This is a genomic window from Companilactobacillus nuruki (assembly GCF_002872255.1).
GTDB lineage: Bacteria > Bacillota > Bacilli > Lactobacillales > Lactobacillaceae > Companilactobacillus > Companilactobacillus nuruki.
The window spans coordinates 61,922-85,697 of sequence record NZ_NIPR01000034.1; the positions used below are offsets into that span (position 1 = coordinate 61,922).

Annotated in this window: 24 protein-coding genes; 23 read left to right on the top strand and 1 reads right to left on the bottom strand. The window is 31.5% G+C overall.

Features of this window, described 5'->3' with window-relative positions:
• Nucleotides 1-54: 54 nt before the first annotated feature.
• From CBP76_RS08920 to CBP76_RS09025, 22 genes are all read left to right on the top strand, one after another.
• Nucleotides 55-873 (top strand): glycosyltransferase family 8 protein, encoded by an 819-nt coding sequence (locus tag CBP76_RS08920; RefSeq protein WP_102196554.1) that lies wholly within the window; start codon nucleotides 55-57, stop codon nucleotides 871-873.
• A 146-nt stretch (nucleotides 874-1,019) separates the two neighbouring features.
• Nucleotides 1,020-1,352, top strand: coding sequence for a toxin-antitoxin system HicB family antitoxin (locus tag CBP76_RS08925; protein WP_102196555.1), 333 nt, complete (start codon nucleotides 1,020-1,022; stop codon nucleotides 1,350-1,352).
• Between the two features lie 10 nt (nucleotides 1,353-1,362).
• Nucleotides 1,363-2,181 carry an SPFH domain-containing protein gene (locus CBP76_RS08930; protein WP_102196556.1) on the top strand — a complete coding sequence of 273 codons (819 nt, stop codon included), beginning with the start codon at nucleotides 1,363-1,365 and terminating at the stop codon, nucleotides 2,179-2,181.
• A 114-nt stretch (nucleotides 2,182-2,295) separates the two neighbouring features.
• Nucleotides 2,296-2,832 (top strand): phenolic acid decarboxylase, encoded by a 537-nt coding sequence (locus CBP76_RS08935; protein WP_102196557.1) that lies wholly within the window; start codon nucleotides 2,296-2,298, stop codon nucleotides 2,830-2,832.
• Between the two features lie 51 nt (nucleotides 2,833-2,883).
• Nucleotides 2,884-3,393 (top strand): PadR family transcriptional regulator, encoded by a 510-nt coding sequence (locus CBP76_RS08940; RefSeq protein WP_102196558.1) that lies wholly within the window; start codon nucleotides 2,884-2,886, stop codon nucleotides 3,391-3,393.
• Between the two features lie 163 nt (nucleotides 3,394-3,556).
• Complete coding sequence (locus CBP76_RS08945; protein ID WP_102196559.1) at nucleotides 3,557-3,823, top strand: hypothetical protein; 267 nt, start codon at nucleotides 3,557-3,559, stop codon at nucleotides 3,821-3,823.
• 218 nt (nucleotides 3,824-4,041) lie between these two features.
• On the top strand, nucleotides 4,042-4,797 hold the full coding sequence (locus CBP76_RS08950) for a YveK family protein (protein WP_425430303.1): 756 nt from the start codon (nucleotides 4,042-4,044) through the stop codon (nucleotides 4,795-4,797).
• An 8-nt stretch (nucleotides 4,798-4,805) separates the two neighbouring features.
• Complete coding sequence (locus CBP76_RS08955; RefSeq protein ID WP_102196561.1) at nucleotides 4,806-5,549, top strand: CpsD/CapB family tyrosine-protein kinase; 744 nt, start codon at nucleotides 4,806-4,808, stop codon at nucleotides 5,547-5,549.
• A complete protein-coding gene (locus tag CBP76_RS08960) occupies nucleotides 5,546-6,331 on the top strand; it encodes a tyrosine-protein phosphatase (RefSeq protein WP_102196562.1) in 786 nt (261 codons plus the stop codon). The genes CBP76_RS08955 and CBP76_RS08960 overlap by 4 nt, the downstream gene beginning before the upstream one ends.
• 30 nt (nucleotides 6,332-6,361) lie before the next feature.
• Complete coding sequence (locus tag CBP76_RS08965; protein ID WP_102196563.1) at nucleotides 6,362-7,033, top strand: sugar transferase; 672 nt, start codon at nucleotides 6,362-6,364, stop codon at nucleotides 7,031-7,033.
• A 23-nt stretch (nucleotides 7,034-7,056) separates the two neighbouring features.
• Nucleotides 7,057-7,830, top strand: coding sequence for a DUF4422 domain-containing protein (locus tag CBP76_RS08970; protein WP_102196564.1), 774 nt, complete (start codon nucleotides 7,057-7,059; stop codon nucleotides 7,828-7,830).
• Between the two features lie 32 nt (nucleotides 7,831-7,862).
• Entirely contained in the window at nucleotides 7,863-8,840 is a 978-nt protein-coding gene (locus CBP76_RS08975; RefSeq protein WP_102196565.1) for a glycosyltransferase family 2 protein, read from the top strand.
• Nucleotides 8,841-8,885: 45 nt separating this feature from the next.
• Nucleotides 8,886-10,202 (top strand): O-antigen polymerase, encoded by a 1,317-nt coding sequence (locus tag CBP76_RS08980; RefSeq protein ID WP_166667240.1) that lies wholly within the window; start codon nucleotides 8,886-8,888, stop codon nucleotides 10,200-10,202.
• A gap of 2 nt (nucleotides 10,203-10,204) precedes the next feature.
• Complete coding sequence (glf, locus tag CBP76_RS08985) at nucleotides 10,205-11,326, top strand: UDP-galactopyranose mutase (RefSeq protein WP_102196567.1); 1,122 nt, start codon at nucleotides 10,205-10,207, stop codon at nucleotides 11,324-11,326.
• A gap of 55 nt (nucleotides 11,327-11,381) precedes the next feature.
• Nucleotides 11,382-12,329 carry a GT-D fold domain-containing glycosyltransferase gene (locus tag CBP76_RS08990; RefSeq protein ID WP_166667241.1) on the top strand — a complete coding sequence of 316 codons (948 nt, stop codon included), beginning with the start codon at nucleotides 11,382-11,384 and terminating at the stop codon, nucleotides 12,327-12,329.
• Nucleotides 12,330-12,417: 88 nt separating this feature from the next.
• Entirely contained in the window at nucleotides 12,418-13,236 is an 819-nt protein-coding gene (locus CBP76_RS08995; RefSeq protein WP_166667242.1) for a GT-D fold domain-containing glycosyltransferase, read from the top strand.
• A 22-nt stretch (nucleotides 13,237-13,258) separates the two neighbouring features.
• Nucleotides 13,259-14,146: a glycosyltransferase family 2 protein gene (locus CBP76_RS09000; protein ID WP_102196570.1), complete on the top strand. Its 888-nt coding sequence runs from the start codon at nucleotides 13,259-13,261 to the stop codon at nucleotides 14,144-14,146.
• Between the two features lie 53 nt (nucleotides 14,147-14,199).
• Nucleotides 14,200-15,297: an acyltransferase gene (locus CBP76_RS09005; RefSeq protein WP_102196571.1), complete on the top strand. Its 1,098-nt coding sequence runs from the start codon at nucleotides 14,200-14,202 to the stop codon at nucleotides 15,295-15,297.
• Nucleotides 15,294-16,709: an oligosaccharide flippase family protein gene (locus CBP76_RS09010; RefSeq protein WP_102196572.1), complete on the top strand. Its 1,416-nt coding sequence runs from the start codon at nucleotides 15,294-15,296 to the stop codon at nucleotides 16,707-16,709. The genes CBP76_RS09005 and CBP76_RS09010 overlap by 4 nt, the downstream gene beginning before the upstream one ends.
• A 20-nt stretch (nucleotides 16,710-16,729) precedes the next feature.
• Nucleotides 16,730-17,818, top strand: a complete 1,089-nt coding sequence (locus tag CBP76_RS09015; protein WP_102196573.1) for an LCP family protein — start codon at nucleotides 16,730-16,732, stop codon at nucleotides 17,816-17,818.
• Between the two features lie 211 nt (nucleotides 17,819-18,029).
• A complete protein-coding gene (locus CBP76_RS13490) occupies nucleotides 18,030-20,447 on the top strand; it encodes a fibro-slime domain-containing protein (protein ID WP_117589406.1) in 2,418 nt (805 codons plus the stop codon).
• A 102-nt stretch (nucleotides 20,448-20,549) separates the two neighbouring features.
• On the top strand, nucleotides 20,550-21,305 hold the full coding sequence (locus CBP76_RS09025; protein ID WP_102196574.1) for a helix-turn-helix transcriptional regulator: 756 nt from the start codon (nucleotides 20,550-20,552) through the stop codon (nucleotides 21,303-21,305).
• 45 nt (nucleotides 21,306-21,350) lie between these two features.
• Here CBP76_RS09025 and CBP76_RS09030 read toward each other — a convergent pair whose 3' ends face one another.
• Complete coding sequence (locus tag CBP76_RS09030; protein ID WP_102196575.1) at nucleotides 21,351-21,710, bottom strand: ArsR/SmtB family transcription factor; 360 nt, start codon at nucleotides 21,708-21,710, stop codon at nucleotides 21,351-21,353.
• Between the two features lie 123 nt (nucleotides 21,711-21,833).
• Here CBP76_RS09030 and CBP76_RS09035 point away from each other — a divergent pair, with 123 nt between their 5' ends.
• The gene (locus tag CBP76_RS09035) at nucleotides 21,834-23,753 is read left to right on the top strand and encodes a heavy metal translocating P-type ATPase (protein ID WP_102196576.1); all 1,920 of its coding nucleotides are present in this window, start codon (nucleotides 21,834-21,836) and stop codon (nucleotides 23,751-23,753) included.
• The last annotated feature ends 23 nt before the right edge of the window (nucleotides 23,754-23,776 follow it).

Here is a 23,776-nt window from a genome sequence, read left to right on the forward strand (position 1 = left end):
AATTGTTTTAATTATACTATAATTGAAGTAAATAATTTTGAGGGAGATTAAAGGATGAATTTATTATTTGCAATTGATGATAATGTAACACAGCAATTAATGACGACCCTATATTCAATTAAGCAAAATACCTCAGTAGATCAATATGCGGTTTACGTGATTCAAAGTCCCAAGTTGAAATTGTCGGAAACATTAAATAATTTTTGCCAAAAATTAGGAATGCATTATCATCCAGTGATAATTGATGATAATCAATTTAATGATGCACCGACGACAGACCGTTACCCTAAAACAATTTATTATCGCTTATTGGCTTATAAATATTTACCAAAGAATTTGAAACGAATTCTCTATTTGGACGTTGATATTTTGGTTATTAACGATTTAATGTCTTTATATGAATTGGATTTGAAAGATTACTGGTATGCCGCAGCAAGTCATACATCATTAGATGTAACTGATAATTTGAATAAATTACGATTAGGTAATTATGAAACTGAAAGTTACTATAATTCAGGCGTGATGTTGATGGACCTAGAAGCAATTAGAGAACATGTTAAAGCCAATGATATTTTTAATTATATTGAAAAAATGGGTAAGGCACTTTTTTTGCCAGATCAAGATATTTTAAATGGACTATATGGACAACATATAATGAAGATTCCTGATGAACTCTATAATTATGATGCACGTATGAATCCTCTGTACTTTGCTAAAAGCAATGGTGAACGGGACATTGATTGGGTAATTGATAATACAGTTGTTTTACATTTCTGTGGTCGAGATAAACCATGGCGCTCGGAATATAAAGAGCGTTATTCAGGATTATATAAGCATTATCAACACCGAGCAAAAAAACTAAGATTTGAATAAATACAGGAAAAGAAGTTAGGGCATAACCCTAGAACAGTCTAAACGTGGAACAGAACATAGCCTTCGAGCATGTTTTGTTCTATTTTTTTACAATTTGTCAATATTATTATGATATCACTTTGATATGATAGTGATATAATAAAGCCATGGCAGATAAAACAATAGCATTAAGATTAGACAAAGATTTGTACGACCGAATAGCAGAAGATGCCAGTCGTGAAAATCGCAGCGTTAACAATTATATTGTCACTAAATTAAGTGATACGGTACCAACCAATAACCTTGAACAGCGCCAAATAGTAGGATCTGTGGTTAAAGGGGACAAGATCAATATGGCAAATGACTTGATTGAGGTTAAAGGTATCTATTATCGCTATGATTTATTGGCAAATGATGCAGTTAATAAAATGGGGAATTATCAGGTAATTAAGGCTAATGGTAATATTCTGACAATTCAGGAATTAAAATCAGAAAAGTAGGCGGATAAATATGTTTGGGTTAAAAGTGGTACGTCAAAATCATGTTGGTTTGGTAGAAACATTGGGGAAGTATAGTCGTCAAGTTAGTGCAGGATTGAATTTTTATATTCCTGTTTTTCAAAAAATAAGAATAGTTGATTTAGCAATGATTCCTCTCTCACTACAAGGGTATTCAGTTATTACTAAAGATAATGCTGAAGTGCAAACAACTGTTACTTTGAATTATCATGTAACGAATGCTAGAAAATTCGAGTATGAAAATAGTAATTCGGTTGAGTCAATGATTCAGTTAGTTCGAGGCCATTTGCGAGATATTATTGGTAAATTGGATTTGAATGAAGCTTTGGGGTCAACATCTAAGATCAATGCTGATTTGGCAACTGCCATTGGAGATTTGACCGATACGTATGGAATCAAAGTTGATCGAGTTAATATTGATGAGTTGAAACCATCTGCTTCAATTACAGAGTCAATGGAGAAACAGATTAGAGCTGATCGTGAAAAAACTGCTGCAATTTCTAAGGCTAATGGTGATGCGCGCAGTATTGAAATTGAAACTAAAGCTAAGAATGAGGCTACAGTTTCAACTGCTAAAGCTGAAGCAGCCGCAACAATTGCCAGAGCTGATGCAAAGGCTTATGAAATTAAGAAGTTGAATGAAATGTTGTCATCAGCTGATAATAAATATTTCACTGCTCAACAAATCCAAGCCTTCGCTGCTTTGGCTGGGTCTAATACCAACACAGTTGTGATGGATCAAGCTTCAATTGGCAAATATTCAGAGATTCCGGTAACAGCACAGGTTATGAATCAAATGACTAAAAAGTGAATTGAAAATTCTAAGTAGAGTAGATTCTTTACTTAGAATTTTTTTAGGTTGACTTTATGTCGTTATCGACATATACTAATTATTGTCGATAACGACATAAGGAGACAATTAATTATGACAAAAACATTTAAAACTTTAGACGATTTTTTAGGAACGCATTTTATTTATACCTATGATAATGGCTGGGAATATGAATGGTATGCAAAGAACGATCATACTGTAGATTACCGAATTCACGGTGGTATGGTTGCGGGACGTTGGGTAACAGATCAAGAAGCCAATATTGTAATGCTGACAGAAGGAATTTATAAAATTTCATGGACCGAACCAACAGGTACAGATGTGGCGTTGGATTTTATACCTAATGAAAAGAAATTACATGGTACGATTTTCTTCCCTAAGTGGGTTGAAGAACATCCTGAAATTACTGTAACCTATCAAAATGAACATATTGACTTAATGGAAGAATCTCGTGAAAAATATGAAACCTATCCCAAGTTAGTAGTTCCTGAATTTGCCAATATAACTTATATGGGTGATGCTGGACAAAATAATGAAGATGTTATCAGTGAAGCACCTTACAAGGAAATGCCAAATGATATCAGAAATGGTAAGTACTTTGATGAAAACTACCATCGTATCAATAAATAGCATGTTAAAATGATATACGAAGATGTATATCATTTTTTTTGGGAGAAAATTATGCCTAAGAAACGTATATTGCCATATGTATTACTCGGTTTGATCAATAATAAAGGTAGCTTGTCTGGTTATCAGATTAGTCAAGAGTTTAAACATGAGGTAGGGGATTTTTGGCATGCCTCACATAGTCAGATATATCCAGAATTAGCTAGAATGAAAGATGATGGTTGGGTAGAAGATAATAATGATGGAAAATCCACCTATTATAAGATTACCGATGAAGGATCAAAAGTAATGCGAACGTGGTTAGAAGAACCATTGGAAGACAATGAAGAATTGTTTTCATTAAAGCTGTATTTTATTAAAGATAAATCAGATCCTTTATTAAAATCGTTAATCAATCAAGAATTAGATATAAACAAAAAGAAATACGATTACCTAAAGAAAAGATTGGCAGAAGTCTTTGAAGATGATAATAAAATTCAAGATAATTATGGACATTATTTGATTTTAACCAGAGCAATTGAACGTGAGAAAAATCATATTCTATGGTTAGAAAAAAACTCTTGATTATAAATGAAAACCCCTTGTATTGGAATAATTCAATCAAGGGGTTTTGTTTTGCACTTTTTCTAATACCTGTGACATGTTGTTTTTAATGCACCACGTATTTTTAGAGACTGAGCATGTTTGGTATTTTAATAGTAACGATAAATAAAGGGGGAAAACAGTCATGGTAAAGGAAAAAATTCGGTATGATGTATTAAATTCCACCTATAAGGCACTAGTTGACTTGGTCGGTGAAGATAATATGTTGAAAATTTATAATGAATTTCGTGGTTCACAATTACAATTGCCTATGAAACTTTATGATAGACAAGAGCTTGAGAAACATTTGAAAAGAAATACTAGAAAAAATATAGATGTCAAAAAATTATCGCATACTTATGGCTTTTCACAGAGATGGATTAAAAATGCAATTTCGAAGGGAGATAAGTAAGTTCTGATAAAAAATTATCTTTTATAATGATTTTTTAGTAAGAAGACTACGAATATGTATATTCAAAATATTGGAAACGTTTCTTTAATGCTAATTTAATTTGATATATTGTCGCAATATGTCAACAGGTCTATACTTTCTTATATGTATTAGGATTAATTTATATATATTTTGGGATTTATTCGGAGGACGAAGTGGGATCAGAACAAACTATCAGTATGATTCAAATATTTGGCATACTACGTAAACATATAAGGGCTATAGCCGGGACAACATTAGTTGTAACGCTGGCCGCAATTTTTGTGACTTTTTTTGTTATGACGCCTAAGTATAGCGCCACAACAGAGATTTTGGTTAATCGTAAGTTATCATCAGACATGCAGGCGGCACAGTTTCAACAAGTGCAAGCTGACGTGCAAATGATCAGTACATATAAGGACATTATTACTAGCCCAACTGTTTTAAGGGATGTGAATAAGCAGATTAGAGATTACCCTGGATATCCTGGATCAATGAATGCATTGAAAGATTCGCTATCAATTAGTAATTCTCAAAACTCTCAAGTATTTTCAGTAACGGCGAAGTCAACCGATGCAGGAACAGCAGCTGCAATTGCTAATGAAACGGCAAAGGTTTTTAAGAAAAAGGTCGTTAAGATCATGAGTGTCAATAATGTTTCAATTGTTTCTGAGGCTGAGACGAATACTAAACCAGTAAGCCCTCGTAAGACGTTAAATATTTTGGCGGGAATCATTTTAGGATTGATATTGGGGATAGCATTAGCCTTTATTCGTGAATTAACAGATCGAACAGTGAGTGATGAAAGTTTCTTAACTGACGATTTAGGCTTAACCAGTTTAGGAATTGTTAGTGAGATTGACCAAAAAGATATTGAACGTACCGTTGAACATAAGGATTTACAAGTACCAATGAACAACGGTGAATTTTCATCTAGAAATCACAGAAGGGTCTAGGTAAACTAATGCCATTATTTAAAAGTAAGACTAAAAAATTAGATAACTATAGCTTGAAGCATGGTGTTGGATTAATTACTTATGATGATCCGACCAGTGCTACGTCTGAGCAATTTAATACTATTAGAACAAATATTCAGTTTTCATCAGTTGATAAAAAATTAAAGTCGATTTTATTTACATCTTCTGCACCATCAGAGGGTAAATCGACTGTCAGTAATAATGTGGCCGTAACTTGGGCCAAGCAAGGTGAAAAGGTCATTCTAATGGATGCTGATCTAAGAAGACCTACAGTTCATAAAACTTTTAATGTCAGTAATAGAGTAGGATTATCCAGTTATTTATTGGGTAATGCTTCATTTGAAGAAATTATTCAACCTACAATGGTTAATAATTTATTTGTCATTACAAGTGGACCAATTCCTCCTAATCCTTCTGAATTGTTGGGAAGTATGCGTACAAAAGATCTATTGACAAGGCTTGAAGATAAATCGGACTTGTTGATATTGGATGCTCCACCAGCTAATTCCGTAACTGATGCTCAAGTTCTAGCTGCCCAAGTTGATGGCGTAATTATGGTTGTTCCACAAGGTATTGCTGAAAAAGCAGGTGTAGCACATGCTAAACAGGCTTTAGAAACAGTTCATGCCAATATTTTAGGCGTAATCATGAATCGAGTAACTAAAGAAAAATCTTCCGGATATTATGGTGGATATTACGGTGGTTATTATGGAGCTGAGAAGAAAAAATGAAATTAATTGATTTGCATTGCCATATTTTGCCAGGAGTTGATGATGGATCTAAGGATTTACAGATGTCGCTGGATTTGGCTAGGGTGGCTGTAGATCAAGGTATTAGTCATGCACTTTTGACACCACATCATATGGATGGTGAATATGTTAACCATAAGCAAGATGTAATAGAAAAGACTAATGAGTTTCAAAAGAAACTAGATAGCAATCAGATATCGTTGACTGTTTTTGCAGGACAGGAAGTTCATTTAACAGGAGAGTTGATTTCGAACATAGGTAAAGATGATGTTTTATTTATGGATGAAACTAATCGATATTTGTTACTGGAATTGCCACATAATGGGATTCCTGAATATACGGCCGATATGATTTTTGATTTGACCACTAGGGGAATAGTACCAGTGATCGCCCATCCGGAGAGAAATTTGGGCTTTCAAGAAACACCAGATAAATTGTATGAATTTGTAAAAATGGGTTGTTTGACTCAACTGACTAGTAGTAGTTACTTGGGTGTGTTTGGGAAACATGTTCAAGAATTAACTGAGCAAATTATCAAAGCAAATTTGGGATTTGTTTTTGCTTCGGATGCACATAATTTTAAGGGGCGAAGATACTTGATGAAAGAGGCCTTTGATAAGTTAGAACGCGAAGAAGGAAGAAATAAAGCCCAACAATTTAATATAAATGCAAAAAACATCATCAATGGCGATGATGTGGGGGATACAGATTATGTTCGTATTTCTGAATTAACTAAGAAGAGAAAGAGATTCTGGTTGTTTTAGATAATTCGATTGATAAAGGGGAATAAGGATATGGAGTATTTTGATGGTAGTAATAATAATAATTTATCAATTGATCCTGCTTACCAAAATAGACGATATGTTTATAAAGCGATTAAAAGGATATTTGATTTTGTCGCTAGTTTTTTAGGGCTAATATTATTGTCACCATTATTCTTAATTGTGGCAATTGCCATAAAACTTGAAGATTCGAAGGGTTCGGTATTTTATTCACAGGTTCGTTTAGGAAAAAGACAAGAACCGTTTAAGATGTATAAGTTTAGATCGATGGAAGTACATGCTGATGAACATTTGAAAGAGTTACTTTCTGAGAATGAAGTTGAAGGTGCCATGTTTAAAATGAAAGACGATCCTAGAGTTACTAAAGTCGGACGATTTATTCGTAAATATAGCATTGATGAGCTTCCACAATTACTTAATGTCTTGTTGGGGAATATGAGTTTAGTAGGTCCAAGGCCGCCATTGCCACGTGAAGTTAAAGACTATACAGATTATGATAAACAGCGATTAGTTGTAAAACCTGGTTGTACTGGGTTATGGCAAATTAGTGGGCGTAATGATGTTGGTTTTCCCGAGATGGTTGAGTTAGATTTGAAATACATCAATCATCGTGGAATATTATTTGATTTGTATATGATATTAAAAACTATTGTTGTTTTTGTAAGACCCAATGGAGCGTATTAATAATTATATTGAAGGGGCATTTTATGTCTAATATAAAGATTTTAGTTGCATCACATAAGTACGTTTCAATGCCAGAAGATAGAAACGTATATTTGCCTGTACTTGTTGGAGCAGGTAGTAATTATAAAAAAGGAATCGATTTTCAACGGGATGATGATGGTGAAAACATTTCATATAAGAATCCCAATTATAACGAGTTGACCGCAATTTACTGGGCTTGGAAGAATTTGAAGGATACAGATGTTGTGGGTTTAGTACATTACAGACGATTATTTTCTATTGATAAAAATGATATTCCTATTTGCCGAAAAGATATTGAAGAATTGTTATTAGATAATGATGTTATCCTTCCTAAAAAGAGAAAATACTATATTGAAACAAATCGTTCTCATTATATTCATGCACATAATGAGTTGCCACTTGATGAATTGAGAAAAATAATTAAAAATGAATACTCAGAATATCTGCAATATTTTGATAACGTAATGAATCGAAGAAGTGCGCATATGTTTAATATGTTTATTATGAAAAAGAAGTACTTTGAATCATATTCAAAGTTTATTTTTAATGTTTTAAGTAAGCTAGAGCATCGAATAGATATTAGTAATTATTCTATTCAAGAATCAAGGGTATATGGGTACTTGTCTGAATTATTAATGGATGTATGGCTTGAAAAAAATAAAATTAAATATAAAGAAATTAATTGGTATCAAACGGGAGATAAACATATTTTAAAAAAAATATTCTTTTTCTTGTGTAGAAAGTTTGGAGTGGGATATACACATACCCATTTTTAACTTTTTGTTACGTTACCAATATGGGATGATAAATGAATAATAAAAAACCGCTTATTTCAGTAATAATTCCTGCATATAACGTGGAATCTACTATAGAAGATTGTGTTAATTCAGTTATTAAACAAGATTATAAAAATAAAGAAATTATAATAATTGATGATAAGTCTAAAGATAAGACTTTAAAAATTGCGAAAAAACTAGCTCAAAATGTGCCCTATATCAGAATCTATTCAATTGATCATAGTGGACTTTCGAAAGTAAGGAATTATGGTATAGAGATGTCTAATGGTGATTATATAACCTTCATTGATTCGGATGATACTGTGGAAAGTGATTATCTTAGTTATTTAGTGTATTTAATAATGAAATTTAATGTAAATATTTCCAGTTGTCAGCATAAGGTTGTTTATAGTAATAACATTGTAGATAATAAACTGAACAAAAATTCCAGAATATGGAATAGTCATGATTGGATTGAAGGAATTTTGGCAAGAGACAAGGTTGACTTGTCGGTATGGGGGAAACTTTATAAAAAAGAATTGTTCAAAAACATCCTTTATCCCGAGGGAAAAGTTTTTGAAGATACATTTACAACGTATAAAGTTGTATTAAAGTCGGGAGGAGTAGCAGTTGGTTCTTTGTCCAAATATAATTACATTATTAGAGATAACTCGATTACAACTGAATCCTTTAATAAAAAGAAACTGGATCTTTTAGAAGCAACTTATGAAATGGTTAATGAAGTTCTTAAAATATATCCAGATTTATATAATGTTTCCAGATTGAGAATTTGTTGGGCTTCAGTGAGCGTTATAAATTCAATCTTATTTAGTAAAAGGTTGAAAGATTATGTTTATTTAATCAAGGATTTGAAAAGAAGTGTACTTAAAAATAGAAATATAGTTTTATCTAACTTAAATAAGGACTTTAGATTAAAAATTGCTGCTATTTTTCTTTCCATGGGAATTCCAACTTATAGTGCTCTTTTAAAATTCTATTTTAGAAAATGAATATCTAGTAATATGGAGATGTACCAATATGGGAGTGTAATTTCAATGTTAGCTTTGTTATTAATATTTTTATTATTTTCAGTAGTAATTAATTACTTTCTTTTTAATCGGGAGTTAATCGCTCCCGCTTTTCTTTTTTCAGTTTCTTTCTTTATCTCTGTTCCATGGGCTTTGTTATATAAAAAGAAGTGGAGTCTAGATATTAGTAGCAATACATTTATGGTTATTTTAGGAGGAGTCGTCACATTTATGATTGTTTCTCTTGTGGTTGATAGAGTCTCCATTCTTATCGAGCCAAGGATAAATATGGAGGTTAACCATAGTAATTTTAAAGAAATTTCAAAGATGAAGTCGATAATTGTATTAGTTTTAGAATTAATAACTGTTGTTTTAACAATAAAGTATATTAAAAATGTTGCTCCATCAGGAAGTCTGAGTGAGTCCATTGACCTTTATAGATGGAAAACGAGTGATAATATCGATTTACCATCTATGGATAGATATCTGTCTTGGCTTAGAACGTTTACGGACGCCTCCGGAATTTTTTTCTCTTATATTGTATCCAGAAATATTATTCTTTTAAAAAAGATAAGCTATATCGATATTATGATTTTCTTAGTAAGTGCTTGTTCAGGATATTTGTTAGGATCACGTGGATCAACTGTCCTTTTAATTGTTGGATTACTTGTGTATATTTATTTTTCATATTTTCAAAAAAAATCAAATATCTTCACAATAAATACGAAAACTTTAGTTGTTATTTCTATTTCTTTTGTGTTACTCGTATTAACTTTTCAGGTAAGTGCTTCCTTCTTGGGGAGAGAAATTTCAAATTATTCTATGAGTGATTATTTATCTATATATTTTGGAGCTGAAATAAAAAACTTAGATACTTTTCTGACGGGTGGAAGTTTTCCAGTGAAAACTAGTTTCTTTGGTGAACAAACTTTCATTTATCTTCATCAGGCAATTGATCGTATTATTGGAAATGGCAACAATATTAGATTTATTTTGCCGTTTTTAAATGTAAATGGTTATAGTTTAGGAAATGTCTATACTACATTTTATCCATATATATATGATTTTGGATATGTTGGAGTACCCATTTTAGTGGGGTTTATGGCGTTTACAAGTCAGATTATTTATATCAGGTCTAAAAGGGAGATTGTTTTAGGAAAAGATCTACCCGTTTATGTTTTGATTTATGGAAGGATCTCAGCTTGCCTATTACTATCCTTTTTTTCTAATAAGTTTTACGAGAATATATTTAGTGTAAATTTTATAGAAATGATCTTGGTATGGATAGTCCTTATAACTGTACTTCCAAAAAAAGGAAAAATTATAAATTATAATGAGGTTTGAAAATGCAGAATAATTATTTGGTAGTTGGTTCAGGATTGTTTGGTGCAGTGTTTGCCAACGAAATGGCCAAAAGAGGAAAAAAAATAACAGTAATAGAAAAGCGAAGACACATAGGAGGGAATATCTATACAAAAAAAATAGAAGGAATTCAAGTACATGAATATGGAGCACATATTTTTCATACGAAAATGAAAGATATATGGGAATATATAAATCAATTTGCGAATTTTAATAACTACATTAATAGTCCTATTGCTAATTATAAGGGAGAAATTTACAATTTACCCTTTAATATGAATACCTTTAATAAACTTTGGGGAGTTGTTACTCCTAATGATGCTAAGCAAAAAATTGAACATCAAAAAAAAAGTTTTGGTTTGAAGGGGCACCCAAAAAACTTAGAAGATCAGGCAATATCGTTAATAGGACTAGACATTTATAACAAACTTATTAAAGGCTATACGGAAAAACAATGGGGACAGTCAGCTAAGGAATTACCTGCCTTTATAATTCGTAGGTTACCAGTGAGATTTACATATGATAATAATTATTTTGATGACCCATATCAGGGAATTCCCATCGGGGGATATACACAAATTATTGAAAAGATGTTAAGCAATAAATTAATTAATGTTAAAACTGATACTGACTTTTTCAAAAAAAGAAGCAAATATTTATCATCGGATTCTAAGATTATTTTTACAGGAATGATTGATGAGTTTTTTGATTATGAGTTGGGAGAGCTAGAATATCGTAGTCTAAGATTTGATACGGAGATACTTAATGAGGATAACTATCAGGGAAATGCCGTAGTGAATTATACGGATTTTGACACACCATTTACAAGAATTATTGAACATAAGCATTTTGAATTTGGTAAGGGTAATAAAGGCAAAACGGTTATTACTCATGAATATCCACAATCTTGGCATCGTGGAGATGAACCTTATTATCCAATTAATAATAAAAGAAATAAGAAGCTATATTCAGAATACGTTAAGCTAGCTCGTGAGAGATTCCCAAATGTTGTTTTTGGAGGGAGACTTGGGCAATATCGTTATTATAATATGGATCAAACTATTATGGCCGCACAACAGGCAGTAAAAAATGAGTTTGAAAAATAACTCGAAAAATTCTTTTGAATATAATTAGGTGATTATGAGAGAGACTACTAGTCAAATGAGAAGAATAATAAATAGGATTATCCCTTTTAAAATAAAATATTTTTTATCTATTATTTTATATAAATATTTTAAATTAAGAATAAAGGGAAAAGAGCCACATGTTAAAGGATTTGAGGAAACTGTTAATTATATTATTAATAATGGGGTATCTGTTAGTAGATTTGGTGATGGTGAATTTCAGTGGATTTTTCAAAATCGATCTGAAAGAAATTTTGAAAAAAATTCGCCAATATTATCTGAAGAATTGTTAAAGTCATTAAAAGTGAATGATAAAAGACTAATGATATGTATTCCAGATATTTTCAACGGCTTGGATCAATATAACATAGAAGCAAGAGAGTACTGGGGACTTTTTTTGGGATTGTATGGAAGGTCCTGGATCAGTATTTTAAACAAGAATAAACAATATTATGATACCCAATTTACCAGACCATATATGGATTACAACAATAAGGAGAATGCAAAAAAGAAGTTTGAATTATTAAAAAAAATATGGGAAAAAAGAGACATTTTAATTGTTGAAGGAGAAAAAAGTAGATTTGGAGTTGCTGATGATTTATTGGATAACGCAGGTAAAATTAACAGAATTCTTGCACCGAGTGAGAATGCCTTTGAAAAATATGATGAAATATATCAGTCCATTTTAGATTATGTTAATTTGAAGGATAATGTTTTAGTGCTAGTTTCCTTAGGACCAACTGCAACAATATTGGCTGCTAATTTAATAAAGTATGGAGTTCAAACGATAGATATAGGACATTTGGATATTGAATACAATTGGTATTTAATGGGATCCACAACAAAACAAGCCGTTGAAGGAAAGTATGTTAATGAAGTTGTTACAAAAGGATATAAAGTTAATGAGATTACCGACGATCTTTCAAAGAAAAATTATGAATTGCAAATAATCGAACGAATAGAAGGCAAAGATGAGTGTAATTAATTTTATCAAAAGGATATACAGATTGGTTAAGTATATTTTTTGGTATATTCCTTATAAAAGAAGTATTTCCAAGTTTAGAGTAAATACGTTGGATTTTGATACAACTATTAAAAAGATTATTGATGAGGATCTTTCTGTGACCAGATTTGGAGATGGGGAATTTAGATTTCTTTTATCGATGGATTTGGGAAATACCTTTGAAATAAATTCAGTTAGACTGTCAAATCAGTTAAATAGGGTTTTAGAATATAATGACAAAAAACTTTTAATTTGTGTACCAAGTGTTTATCTAAATTTATCAAATATGAAGTTATCGAATAAAGTGTTTTGGGAGAGAGAAGTAAGTATTTATTTGAAAAAGTATTATAAATATTTGAATAGTAATTATTTATATGGTGATGCCTTTTTTACTAGACCTTATCAGGGATATCTTTTTAGTCATAGAGAAGTTGAACGGAGATTTAATTGCATAAAAAAGATGTGGGAAAACAGGGATGTCATCATGGTTGAGGGAGAATTTACTCGCTTTGGAGTTGGAAATAACCTTTTTAAGTATGCAAAGTCTGTTAGGAGAATAATTGCTCCATCAACAAATGCATTTGAAAAAATTGATGATATCTATAATGTGATAAAGGATGAAGTATTAAGTAATCCCCATCATAGGCCATTATTATTAATATCATTAGGGCCAACTGCAACGGTTTTAACTCCTAGGATATCGGTAGAATTACATGTGCAGGCTATAGATATAGGACATTTAGATATTGAGTATGAATGGTTCTTGAGACGGGCTGATTCTAAGATTCCAATTGAAGGAAAGTATGTAAATGAATCTACCAGAGAAAAGTATATCCAGGGAGAAATTAATAAGGAGTACTTGGGCGAAATAGATGCAGTTGTTAAATAATTTGATTAAGGGTGAGTAACTTTTGGAAAAAAAGGTTTGTGCTGTCGTTGTTACATACAACAGGTTGGAATTGTTAAAAAAATGTCTTGAAAGTCTATTTAAGCAAACTATCAGGGTTAGGCACGTTCTTGTTATAAATAATAAAAGTACTGATGGTACAGAAGAGTATTTGAACGGATTAACAAACAAAAATTTGATTGTAAAAAACATGATGAGAAATTTTGGTGGAGCCAAAGGTTTTAGCGAGGGTGTTAGACTTGCTTATGAAAGAACGGATGATGATTTTGTTTGGATAATGGATGATGACACTTTTCCTAATGAAGATTGTTTGGAAGAATTGTTAAAGGGAGATAATAAGTTAAAAAATAGTTATGGCTTCTTGTGTAGTAATGCTAGATGGAAAGACAATTCCAGTACTAATATTCCTGAAGTTTCTAATAATTGGGGAGAAAAGATAGACGATGGTCTTGTTAGCGTTAATACAGCGACATTTGTGTCAATATTAGTGCCTCGACGAATAATTAAGGAACTAGGTATACCGACGGCAGAACTATTCATATGGGGGGATGATACTGAATATACAACGCGTATATCTTCAAAATATTCAAGTTATTTTGTCACTAAAAGTAAGGTGCTGCATTATACTGAAAACAATTTAAGTAATATGACAATAGTGAATGATTCATTTGACAGAATAAAAAGATATACTTTTATGTTTAGAAATTTGATTTATATTGATAGAAAATATAAATCGAAAAGAAAAGCTATTCGTAGGATTATTAGTGAAGTACTTATGGTTCCTTCTATAATTAGATATGGAAAAGATCATAGATTTTATAGAATTGTAGCCGTCCTAAAGGGGATTTTTCAGGGAATGGTTTTCAACCCTAAAGTGAAGTACGTCTCGTAGGAAAAATCTCTTGTTTGTGAGAATTAGATGATTATATTTCTTTGGAGGATAAATTGGTTAATAAAAGAAACTCTGCAATTGAATGTTTAAGAATACTCAGTATGTTCTTTATAATTTTAGGCCATTTTTCATGGCAGACTGACTGGAAGTTTCAAAGCAATGAGTATGTTTTAAAGTCAATTATTAATTCGTTATGGATAGGTGGAAAACTGGGGGTAAACCTGTTTGTTTTAATATCTGGTTATTTCATAATTTCGTCGGGCTTCAAAAAAAAATCATTTATTAGTATTTGGATTACCTCCTATTTTTATTCGATATTAATTTTGATCCTTTCTGTTGTTTTTAAAATAAATGAATTCGATTTAAAAAATATTGTTAAAACTGTATTTCTTTCCAGTTCTGGTTATTTGAACTGGTTTGTAACAGCATATTTAGGAATGTATTTATTAGTTCCATACATGAATAAGATTTTATTAAGCTTTAGTAGATTGCAGTATCATAAGTTTCTTCTTACAATTTTCTTTATTTTTTCGGTGTTAGGTACCCTTTTCCGTAATCCCGCTATTGGAACAACGGGTGATGATATAGTGTGGTTATTGGTTGTTTATTGTTTTGGTGCATATATAAGGATTTTTGAAAATGAATTAAAAAGAGAAATAAAAAAGATCTATTTGTGGTCGATATTGGCAATTTCATTATTTTTATCATGCTTTTCAGTTTTCATAATTAATTATATACAGCTAAAATACAATATTGGTAGTAGTCCAAGGTTGTACGGGTGGTTAATAGGTGGGTTAAGTCCGCTACAATTGTTATCAGCACTATGTATATTCCTATTTGTAGTAAGAATAAATCCATTTACAATAAAATTTATTAATGAGGTGGCATCAACTACATTTTCAATTTATTTAATACATGCGAATTTATTAATAGTTGATTGGCTATGGAATAATCTCATAAGAGGGTATAGATATGAGAATACCCCTTTTGTTCTAGCATATGGTTTGCTAGTGTCTTCTTTAATATTTATATTTTGTTCAATAATTGATATAGTTATGAAATTTTTATTTGGTAAAACACGTAAAATATTTATTGATAGGATTGCGAGTTTAGTTAGTCACAGAAGAAATGATTTGGAGAATGATGAATGAAGGTTATTAAGAACTATCTATACAACACCTTTTACCAAATCTTTATTTTAATAGTTCCTTTAATAACAACGCCATATTTGGCTCGTGTTTTAGGACCAAAAGGTGTTGGAATTAACTCTTATACTAATTCAATTATCCAATACTTTATATTATTTGGTAGCATAGGGGTTAATTTATATGGAAACCGTCAGGTTGCCTTTATTAGAGATAATAGAACAGAATTGACGCATACATTTTATGAGATATTTCTAATGAGATTAGTTACAATCATCTTCGCATATTTTTGCTTTGTAATATTCTTTTTCTTTTTAAGAGAATATCAAATCTATTACTTGGCACAATCTATATCTATTATAGCTATGGCCTTTGATATATCGTGGTTTTTTATGGGAGTAGAAGATTTTGCTATTACGATCTTTAGGAACCTTATTGTAAAGGTACTTACTTTAATTAGTATATTTATATTTGTTAAATCGTATGATGATCTAACAACATATATACTGATTTTATCTTTATCACTTTTATTTGGAAATATTACACTGTTTCCTAGTTTACAAAGATACATTGGAAAGGCTAAACTATCAGAATTAAAAATTTGGAGGCATTTGTGGCCGTCATTGATTCTTTTTATTCCGCAGATTGCTACTCAAATATATCTTGTTTTAAATAAAACAATGTTGGGTTTGATGGTGTCCGTCCAAGCATCAGGTTATTTTGATCAATCGGATAAATTGGTTAAGGTGATACTAGCCGTTGCTACGGCGACTGGAACTGTCATGTTGCCACATGTTGCTAATGCTTTTGCTAAAGGAAAGTCCGAAAAGACAAAGAAGCTCTTATATGAAAGTTTTTCTTTTGTATCGGCAATATCTATACCAATGATGTTTGGACTAATGGCAATTTCGTCTAAATTTGTTCCTTTGTTTTTTACTAGTAAATTTACTAGTGTGATTCCAATAATGATGATTGAATCAGTTGTTATAATTTTAATAGCTTGGAGTAATGCTATAGGAACTCAGTTTTTGTTACCGACTAAACAGACTAAATCGTATACGTTGTCTGTAATACTTGGGGCGATAGTTAATTTTATTGCTAATGTGCCATTAATAATAATGTTTGGTGCTGTAGGTGCTGCAATAGCAACTGTATTATCTGAGCTAGCCGTTACAATATACCAATTGATAGCTCTAAGAGGACAAGTTGTTTATAAAAAACTATTTAGAGATTTTTGGAAGTATTTTTTTGCAGGAATTGTGATGTTATTTCTAGTTTCTTATTTAAATGGGGCATTGGGAAAAGATTGGATTTCGCTAATTCTTGAGGTGTTACTAGGAATTTTTGTCTACATAATTATATTGATATTGTTGAGAGCCAGAATATTAAAAAAAATAGGGATTATTTTTAAATCTTAGTAATCCTTTTGGGGGAAAAAATGCACAACAAAAAAAAGAAACATACATTAAGAAATGTATTTCTAGTATTAATTTTGTTAATAGTTTTGGGGGGATCAGCATACGGTATGACCAAATATCGTAATGTAAAAAATGCTGTAAACAGCTCATTTACACCATCTGGTGTGACTAAACAACGAAATGTAAGTAAAGAGTTACAAGAAAAAAAACCGATATCTATTCTCTTAATGGGAACAGATACCGGTGCATTGGGAAGAGATTATAAAGGTAGAACCGATAGTATGATGGTTATAACGTTGAATCCATCAACTAATAAAACTACTATTACAAGTATTCCTCGTGATACGGCCGTTAATATTCCAGGTTATCAGAAGGATTCACCTGCTAAAATAAATGCAGCTTATTCTTATGGTCAAGCTAAGACCGCCATCACAACTGTTCAAAAGTTATTGAATGTTCCAATTGATTATTATGCACTTATTAATATGGGCGGTATGGAAAAAGTAATTGACCGAGCTGGGGGAGTTGATGTGACTCCAACTTTAACTTTTACATATCAAGGCTATACTTTTACTAATGGTGAGAAAACTCATATGAATGGTAAAAAAGCTCTGGCATATTCGAGAATGCGTTATGATGATCCTCAAGGAGATTATGGTCGTCAGACACGTCAAAGAGCTGTTCTAACAGCACTATTGAAGAAGAGTAGTTCGGTTAAGACGTTATTGAATCAATACTTCATTAACTCAATTGCCAATCAAACACAAACGGATATGACCTTTAATGATTTAACAAAACTTGCTAAGGATTATAATTCGGTTAGAAAGAATACTTCCGAAACTCATTTACAAGGTACTAGTGCACAAGTAGCTGACCAAAGTATGGAAGTTATGAAGAAATCCGAATTACAACGAGTAACTGATTTTATTCGTAAAAACTTAGATTTGTCAAAGGCTAAGACAGGTGATATACAATATGACCCTGCAACTCAAAGTTCTTCTACAACAAAAACTGATGAGGAAATTAATAATATAGGTTCACAGCGTTCGACAACCTCTAGAACAAATTCAAATAGTTCGACATATGGTTATTCAAGTACTGGTTATTAGAATTTGAAAGCTAAATAATAAAAAAGTTACAAGGCAACGGCAATTAAGCTGAAGTTTTGTGACTTTTTTTGTTTCTAATATTAACCAGATATTTTTAGTAAAATGATATGTATAATTTTTCGAATTTATCCTAAAATGTCCCCAATTTGAAATTGACTAAGTATAATTCCTCTGTTAGGCAATAAAACAAAATATTTATGGGGAATATAAAATGAGTAAAGATCATAAAATAACTAAATTTTTTTTGTTTAGTAATGCTGTTTTAGGGGGATTCTTCTTATGGAATTCGCAAATTATATTAGCTGATACTATTAATACATCTGATAAAGTAACCTTAAGCCAAATATCTAATTCTGATACAGATCAAAGTGGTATACAAAGTGATCAAGGAAAATCAAATAATAGTAATTATTCAATCAATAATAATACTACATTGACTAAGAGTGTTACTACACAGAATCAGAATATAACTTTTATTGAAAAGGATAATCAGTATTATATTTATAATAACGAAAGCAAGAATTTCATATTGGCAACGCCTAGCCAAATACAAGACATTAATAATGCCAAGAATACAAACAGTATTCAAAACAATTATTTACCTGTTGATCGCCAGAATGAATTAGATAATGCAGTTAATGAAAAACAAAATACTGTTGATGATTATCAAATCAAACATGACGATGGTTATGATAAAAATAATGGTGATATTGCACTTCATTCTGATGAAAGTAAAAACAATTATTTGAATTGGTCTGATAACACAAATTTAGTTAATAAATTACAATCAGGAGAATTGAAGGCTGGAGATGATTTGGGGAATGGCTATATTTTACATATCGTTGATCAATTATCTAAGGTGCCAGCTTCGATAAATAATGATACTGATTATTATCAAACCATATCTAAAAAGATAAATGACCAAACTATCTATTTTTATGCTGATAAAAATGGAACTCTTCAAAAGTGGGATGACAGTAAACAAGATTTTAGTGATGTGACAAAAGATGATCAATTATATTCAGATTATAAAAATGAAAGTTATAATACTGAGTATCTTAATGGAGATAGTCGAAATGCACCAATAGCAGATGCAGTTGAGAATAATAAGAACTATATTATTGAGAACGGTATTGTTTATAAAATTATTAAATCTACAAAGATTGATAAAGATAATTTGGCATATTATGTAAAGTATCATCCTACTGATCCTGTAGCAACAAATACAATGATAGATGAACCTCTACAAAAAATTAATACGACTAATCCAGGGATTGATGTATCACTTTCTGATTATTGGATTGATCCTAATTCTGAGAATAGCAAAATAGATGAAGGTATTAATAAAGATCATGATTTAAAGTTTTCCACTGGTGGCGGTTATAAGAATGTTTATATGAATATGAACCATTCTAGTGCTACTAAAGGGATTGTGACAGATGAATTAGTTAACGGATATCCACAACTGAGCTCGGGACAATCTTTAAATTATTTATTTGATTCGGAAGTGTCTGTCGATGGTAAAAAAAACATTAATTCTAATAAGCTTTTGAATTTGTTTACTACTGATGGTAAGGGAAAGTATTCGTTTAATAGTTTAAACAATCATGCTGCCTACAATTCTGAAACTGATCAAATAGATGTATACAATCAACCAGATGTTTCCAATCATAATAAAGGACAATTTTTCCCATTGAATGGAATGCAAACTTTTTTTGATGTTAAAGGGAATCCTAAAAAATATGATATTGCACCATCAAAAGTTAATCATTATTTTGGCGTTACTATGAGTACAAGTTATGTTCAATCTGGTAGAGCTGATGGTAATGGAGGAGATAGTGGTCAGATTGATGGTAAAGATATGATTACCGAATTTAGTGGCGATGATGATTTTTGGCTTTATATTGATAATAAATTGGTGCTTGATTTGGGAGGAATACATCCTTCACAATCAGGACAAATTAATTTTCATACTGGAGATATTACTGAAAATGGTAAGATCGTTAAAAGTTTAAAAGATATCTTAGGGCAAAATTGGAATAGGGTTAATGCCGAGCATCAGATTAAGATGTTCTATTTGGAACGAGGCAATTGGGAATCTAACTTAAAGGTAGGCTTTTATTTAAATATTCCGGATTATTATTATGCTCAAAGGCTAAATCATGAAGACACTCGAGTAGAAAATAGTTATGCTTACGCTGATAAGCCAGTTGATGTTTTTTATGCAATTAATCAATCGTTTGCCTTGAAGCCAAATGAACCAACAAAGCCAAACGAACCAAGTAAACCAAATGAACCAAGTAAACCAAATGAACCAACAAAGCCAAACGAACCAAGTAAACCAAATGAACCAACAAAGCCAAACGAACCAAGTAAACCAAATGAACCAACAAAGCCAAACGAACCAAGTAAACCGAATGAACTAAATAAATCCAATAATTCAATTACACCACTAGCTTCAAGTTTAAATAAAGGAACAGTTAGTCTATTCAAAGTTGCTCCAATCGAAAACAAAAGGGAATTAAACAGTCTTCCACAAACATCAAATGATAAAAATGATTTATCAGTTATTGGATTTATATTATTGCTGGTCACAGGTATTGGAACATTTTTTAAACGTAGATTTTAATTTCGAGAGATAGGCTTAAAAGGTGTTAGGTTTACTTTGTTCTGATAGAATATGCTCATCTCTTGAGAGATCCGTAATAAAAATATAAAAGGGGGCTAGGTAGTGGAGGACTTATTTTATACACGCTATCTTGATAACCTAAAGGTATACATGCATGAACGCCCTGATAAAAAGGCAATAATTTTATTGGGATATATTCAGCGGGATTTTATCCGTTTTTATCGTAAAGGTGAATTAAGTTTGGGATTTGAATATATCAAATCCAATATTGAAAGAAATATTGATTTAGTTAAAATATTGACCCCTGCACAAATAACATCTCAAATGCATAGTTTTGTTGATGATTTGGCTCATGAGGGGATTCAAAATCATGTTGAGATTTATCCCTTTTTAGAGCTTCAACAAAAATATCATCGCTTATTGCAAAAAGAACCTGTTGAAGATTATGCCCAATGGATCAAAAAAATCATTTATGAATTTGGCTCGTTAATGGTCATAGACAATTTATCCTTTAGCTGTCGTTTGGAATCAACTTTGGATATTATTTATTATATAAATGCTAATATTTATCACAAATTAACGGTTAAAGATGTATTGATACATGCCAATCAATATTGTAATCCTAGTAAAGCACAAAGAAATTTTAGTGATGAAACCCACATGTCAATTGGCGAATTTATTAGTGTTCAAAAAATGCGTACGGCACGTTCTTTATTGGAAACGACAGATCAGCCGATTCAAGATATTGCAAAGAAATTAAAATTTTATGATCTCAATGATTTTTCTAAACAGTTTAAAAGAAAAATAGGGATGTCACCACTAACTTATCGAAAGACATGCCAAGTGAATAATTTATAAAAAAAACCTCCAATTAATTTAATTGGGGGTCTTTTTGTAGAATTATTAAAAATCATTTTCATCTTCAATGATATGTTCCTGAGTTTGTTTAAAAATAGTAATAATATGCTGGTCGCTCAAACGATAATGAATATTACGACCCTTTCTGGCATTTGAGACAAGATTAAGCTGTTTTAAGATACTTAACTGATGTGAAATAGATGATTGACTCATATCCAGAGTATCAGCAATTTCTCCGACACTTAAAGGTGTTTCGGCCAATGCAAGAATTATTTTAACTCGTGTCATGTCTCCAAAGGCTTTAAAAATATTGACCATAGCATCAAGATCATTATTATCAGGTAGATTTTGTTTTAAGTTGTGTAGAGCTTTTTGATGTTCAAGCTCAAAATTTTGTTCTGGCATAATTATCCTCTTGTGATGGAAATAGGTTGAATTCTATTACGACCTATTATATTATAATTTATATATGAATGATTGCTCATATATTCAAATGAACATGTAAACCTTTTCAAGGAGGATGTTACAATGAAATCATACAATATCCAAACTGATTACAAAGAAATAAAAAAATCTAAAAAAATTAAGTATGAATTAAATAATGAAACTAAAACTACCATTATTAGACTATTAGTTTCATTCATCCTATTGGTGTTGGGTTCGAGTACAATATTACCTAAATCTATCGCAGTGGTAGCTTTTATAGCAGCCTATCTAATTATTGGGGCTCGGATAGTTTTTCGAGCAGTTCGTAATATCTTTCATGGTGAGATATTTGATGAAAATTTTCTGATGAGTATTGCTACAATTGGAGCAATTATTTTAGGTGAATATCCCGAAGCAATTGCAGTGATGTTGTTTTATGAATTAGGAAATGTTTTTGAAGATGCCGCGGTGAATAATTCCAAGAAATCAATTTCTGCATTATTGGAAGTTAAACCGGCTTTTGCCACATTGAAGTTAGGTAATCGAACTAAGGTTGTTGATCCCAGTGAAGTCAAGATAGATCAAATTATTCTGGTTAAACCCGGTGAGAAGATTCCCTTGGATGGGACGGTAGTTCTCGGACAATCATCCGTTGATACTTCAGCTTTAACTGGTGAGTCAATGCCCCAAAGTATTAAGGTGGGCGATCAAGCCCTAAGTGGTTCGATCAATCAGACTGGAACATTACAGATCAAAGTAAGCAAATTATACAATGATTCAACCGTTGCTAGGATTTTGGACTTAGTTGAGAATGCCAATGATAAGAAGGCAGATGCCGAAAAATTCATTACCAAGTTTGCTAAGATTTATACACCGATTGTGGTTGTTTTAGCAGTTATTTTGGCAGTAGTGCCACCATTATTGGTCAATGGTAGTTGGAATACTTGGATTTATCGAGCTTTAATATTCTTAGTGATCTCATGTCCATGTGCACTTGTTATCTCAGTTCCGTTGAGTTTCTTTGGTGGAATCGGAGCAGCATCTAAGCAAGGCATCTTGGTAAAAGGTAGCAATTATCTAGAAGCTCTAAACGATGTTGATACAGTTGCCTTTGATAAAACTGGTACTTTGACTAAAGGACAATTTTCAGTAGTTGATGTTATTCCCAAAAAGGGAATTACTAAGGAATCGTTATTACAAATGGCTGCTAGTGTTGAAAACAATTCAACTCATCCGATTGCCGTCTCTATATTAAAATCCTATACAGGTAAAATTTTATCAACAGAGGCTTCCACTGAAAAAGCTGGTCATGGGTTAAGTGCTAAGGTAGATGGTCAAACGGTAATAGTTGGTAATGCTAAGGCTATGCAAAATGAGAACATAGATTTTATTGAATCGAATGCCTTGGGAACAATTGTCTATGTTGCGGTTAATAGTAAATTCTGGGGCAGCATTGTTATTGCTGATGAACCAAAAAAAGATGCCTCAAAAGCTATTAAGTTACTAAATAATCGAGGAATTAATCAGACTGTTATGCTAACTGGTGATAATGAAAAAGTTGGTTCAGCAATTGCTAAGAAACTTAAAATGAGTTCAGTTTATACAAATTTATTACCAGAAAATAAAGTTGAAATAGTTAATGATTTATTGCAGACATCGCACCAGAAGAATAAAAAAGTTGCCTTTGTAGGCGATGGTATCAACGATACACCAGTTCTAACAACGGCAGATATTGGTTTTGCCATGGGTGGCTTAGGTTCTGATGCAGCAGTTGAAGCTGCCGATATTGTAATTATGGGAGATGAACCTTCCAAAGTCGCTAGGGCTATGAAAATAGCTAAAAAAACTCGAAAGATCGTATTGCAAAATATTTCATTCGCCTTGATTATTAAAATAATCTTCTTATTGTTAGGTGCTTTAGGTATGGTAGATATGTGGCAGGCCGTCTTTGCTGATGTCGGTGTGACAATAATTGCAGTTTTGAATGCTGTTAGATTACAATTTATAAATTTTGAAAAATAAATTATAATTTTAAAACAAATAGT

Bases quoted from the DNA above. Each gene is read 5' to 3' on its own strand.
- CBP76_RS08920 (WP_102196554.1), top strand. From the start codon at position 55: ATGAATTTATTATTTGCAATTGATGATAATGTAACACAGCAATTAATG.
- CBP76_RS08925 (WP_102196555.1), top strand. From the start codon at position 1,020: ATGGCAGATAAAACAATAGCATTAAGATTAGACAAAGATTTGTACGAC.
- CBP76_RS08930 (WP_102196556.1), top strand. From the start codon at position 1,363: ATGTTTGGGTTAAAAGTGGTACGTCAAAATCATGTTGGTTTGGTAGAA.
- CBP76_RS08935 (WP_102196557.1), top strand. From the start codon at position 2,296: ATGACAAAAACATTTAAAACTTTAGACGATTTTTTAGGAACGCATTTT.
- CBP76_RS08940 (WP_102196558.1), top strand. From the start codon at position 2,884: ATGCCTAAGAAACGTATATTGCCATATGTATTACTCGGTTTGATCAAT.
- CBP76_RS08945 (WP_102196559.1), top strand. From the start codon at position 3,557: ATGGTAAAGGAAAAAATTCGGTATGATGTATTAAATTCCACCTATAAG.
- CBP76_RS08950 (WP_425430303.1), top strand. From the start codon at position 4,042: ATGATTCAAATATTTGGCATACTACGTAAACATATAAGGGCTATAGCC.
- CBP76_RS08955 (WP_102196561.1), top strand. From the start codon at position 4,806: ATGCCATTATTTAAAAGTAAGACTAAAAAATTAGATAACTATAGCTTG.
- CBP76_RS08960 (WP_102196562.1), top strand. From the start codon at position 5,546: ATGAAATTAATTGATTTGCATTGCCATATTTTGCCAGGAGTTGATGAT.
- CBP76_RS08965 (WP_102196563.1), top strand. From the start codon at position 6,362: ATGGAGTATTTTGATGGTAGTAATAATAATAATTTATCAATTGATCCT.
- CBP76_RS08970 (WP_102196564.1), top strand. From the start codon at position 7,057: ATGTCTAATATAAAGATTTTAGTTGCATCACATAAGTACGTTTCAATG.
- CBP76_RS08975 (WP_102196565.1), top strand. From the start codon at position 7,863: ATGAATAATAAAAAACCGCTTATTTCAGTAATAATTCCTGCATATAAC.
- CBP76_RS08980 (WP_166667240.1), top strand. From the start codon at position 8,886: ATGTTAGCTTTGTTATTAATATTTTTATTATTTTCAGTAGTAATTAAT.
- glf (WP_102196567.1), top strand. From the start codon at position 10,205: ATGCAGAATAATTATTTGGTAGTTGGTTCAGGATTGTTTGGTGCAGTG.
- CBP76_RS08990 (WP_166667241.1), top strand. From the start codon at position 11,382: ATGAGAAGAATAATAAATAGGATTATCCCTTTTAAAATAAAATATTTT.
- CBP76_RS09010 (WP_102196572.1), top strand. From the start codon at position 15,294: ATGAAGGTTATTAAGAACTATCTATACAACACCTTTTACCAAATCTTT.
- CBP76_RS09015 (WP_102196573.1), top strand. From the start codon at position 16,730: ATGCACAACAAAAAAAAGAAACATACATTAAGAAATGTATTTCTAGTA.
- CBP76_RS13490 (WP_117589406.1), top strand. From the start codon at position 18,030: ATGAGTAAAGATCATAAAATAACTAAATTTTTTTTGTTTAGTAATGCT.
- CBP76_RS09030 (WP_102196575.1), bottom strand. From the start codon at position 21,710: ATGCCAGAACAAAATTTTGAGCTTGAACATCAAAAAGCTCTACACAAC.
- CBP76_RS09035 (WP_102196576.1), top strand. From the start codon at position 21,834: ATGAAATCATACAATATCCAAACTGATTACAAAGAAATAAAAAAATCT.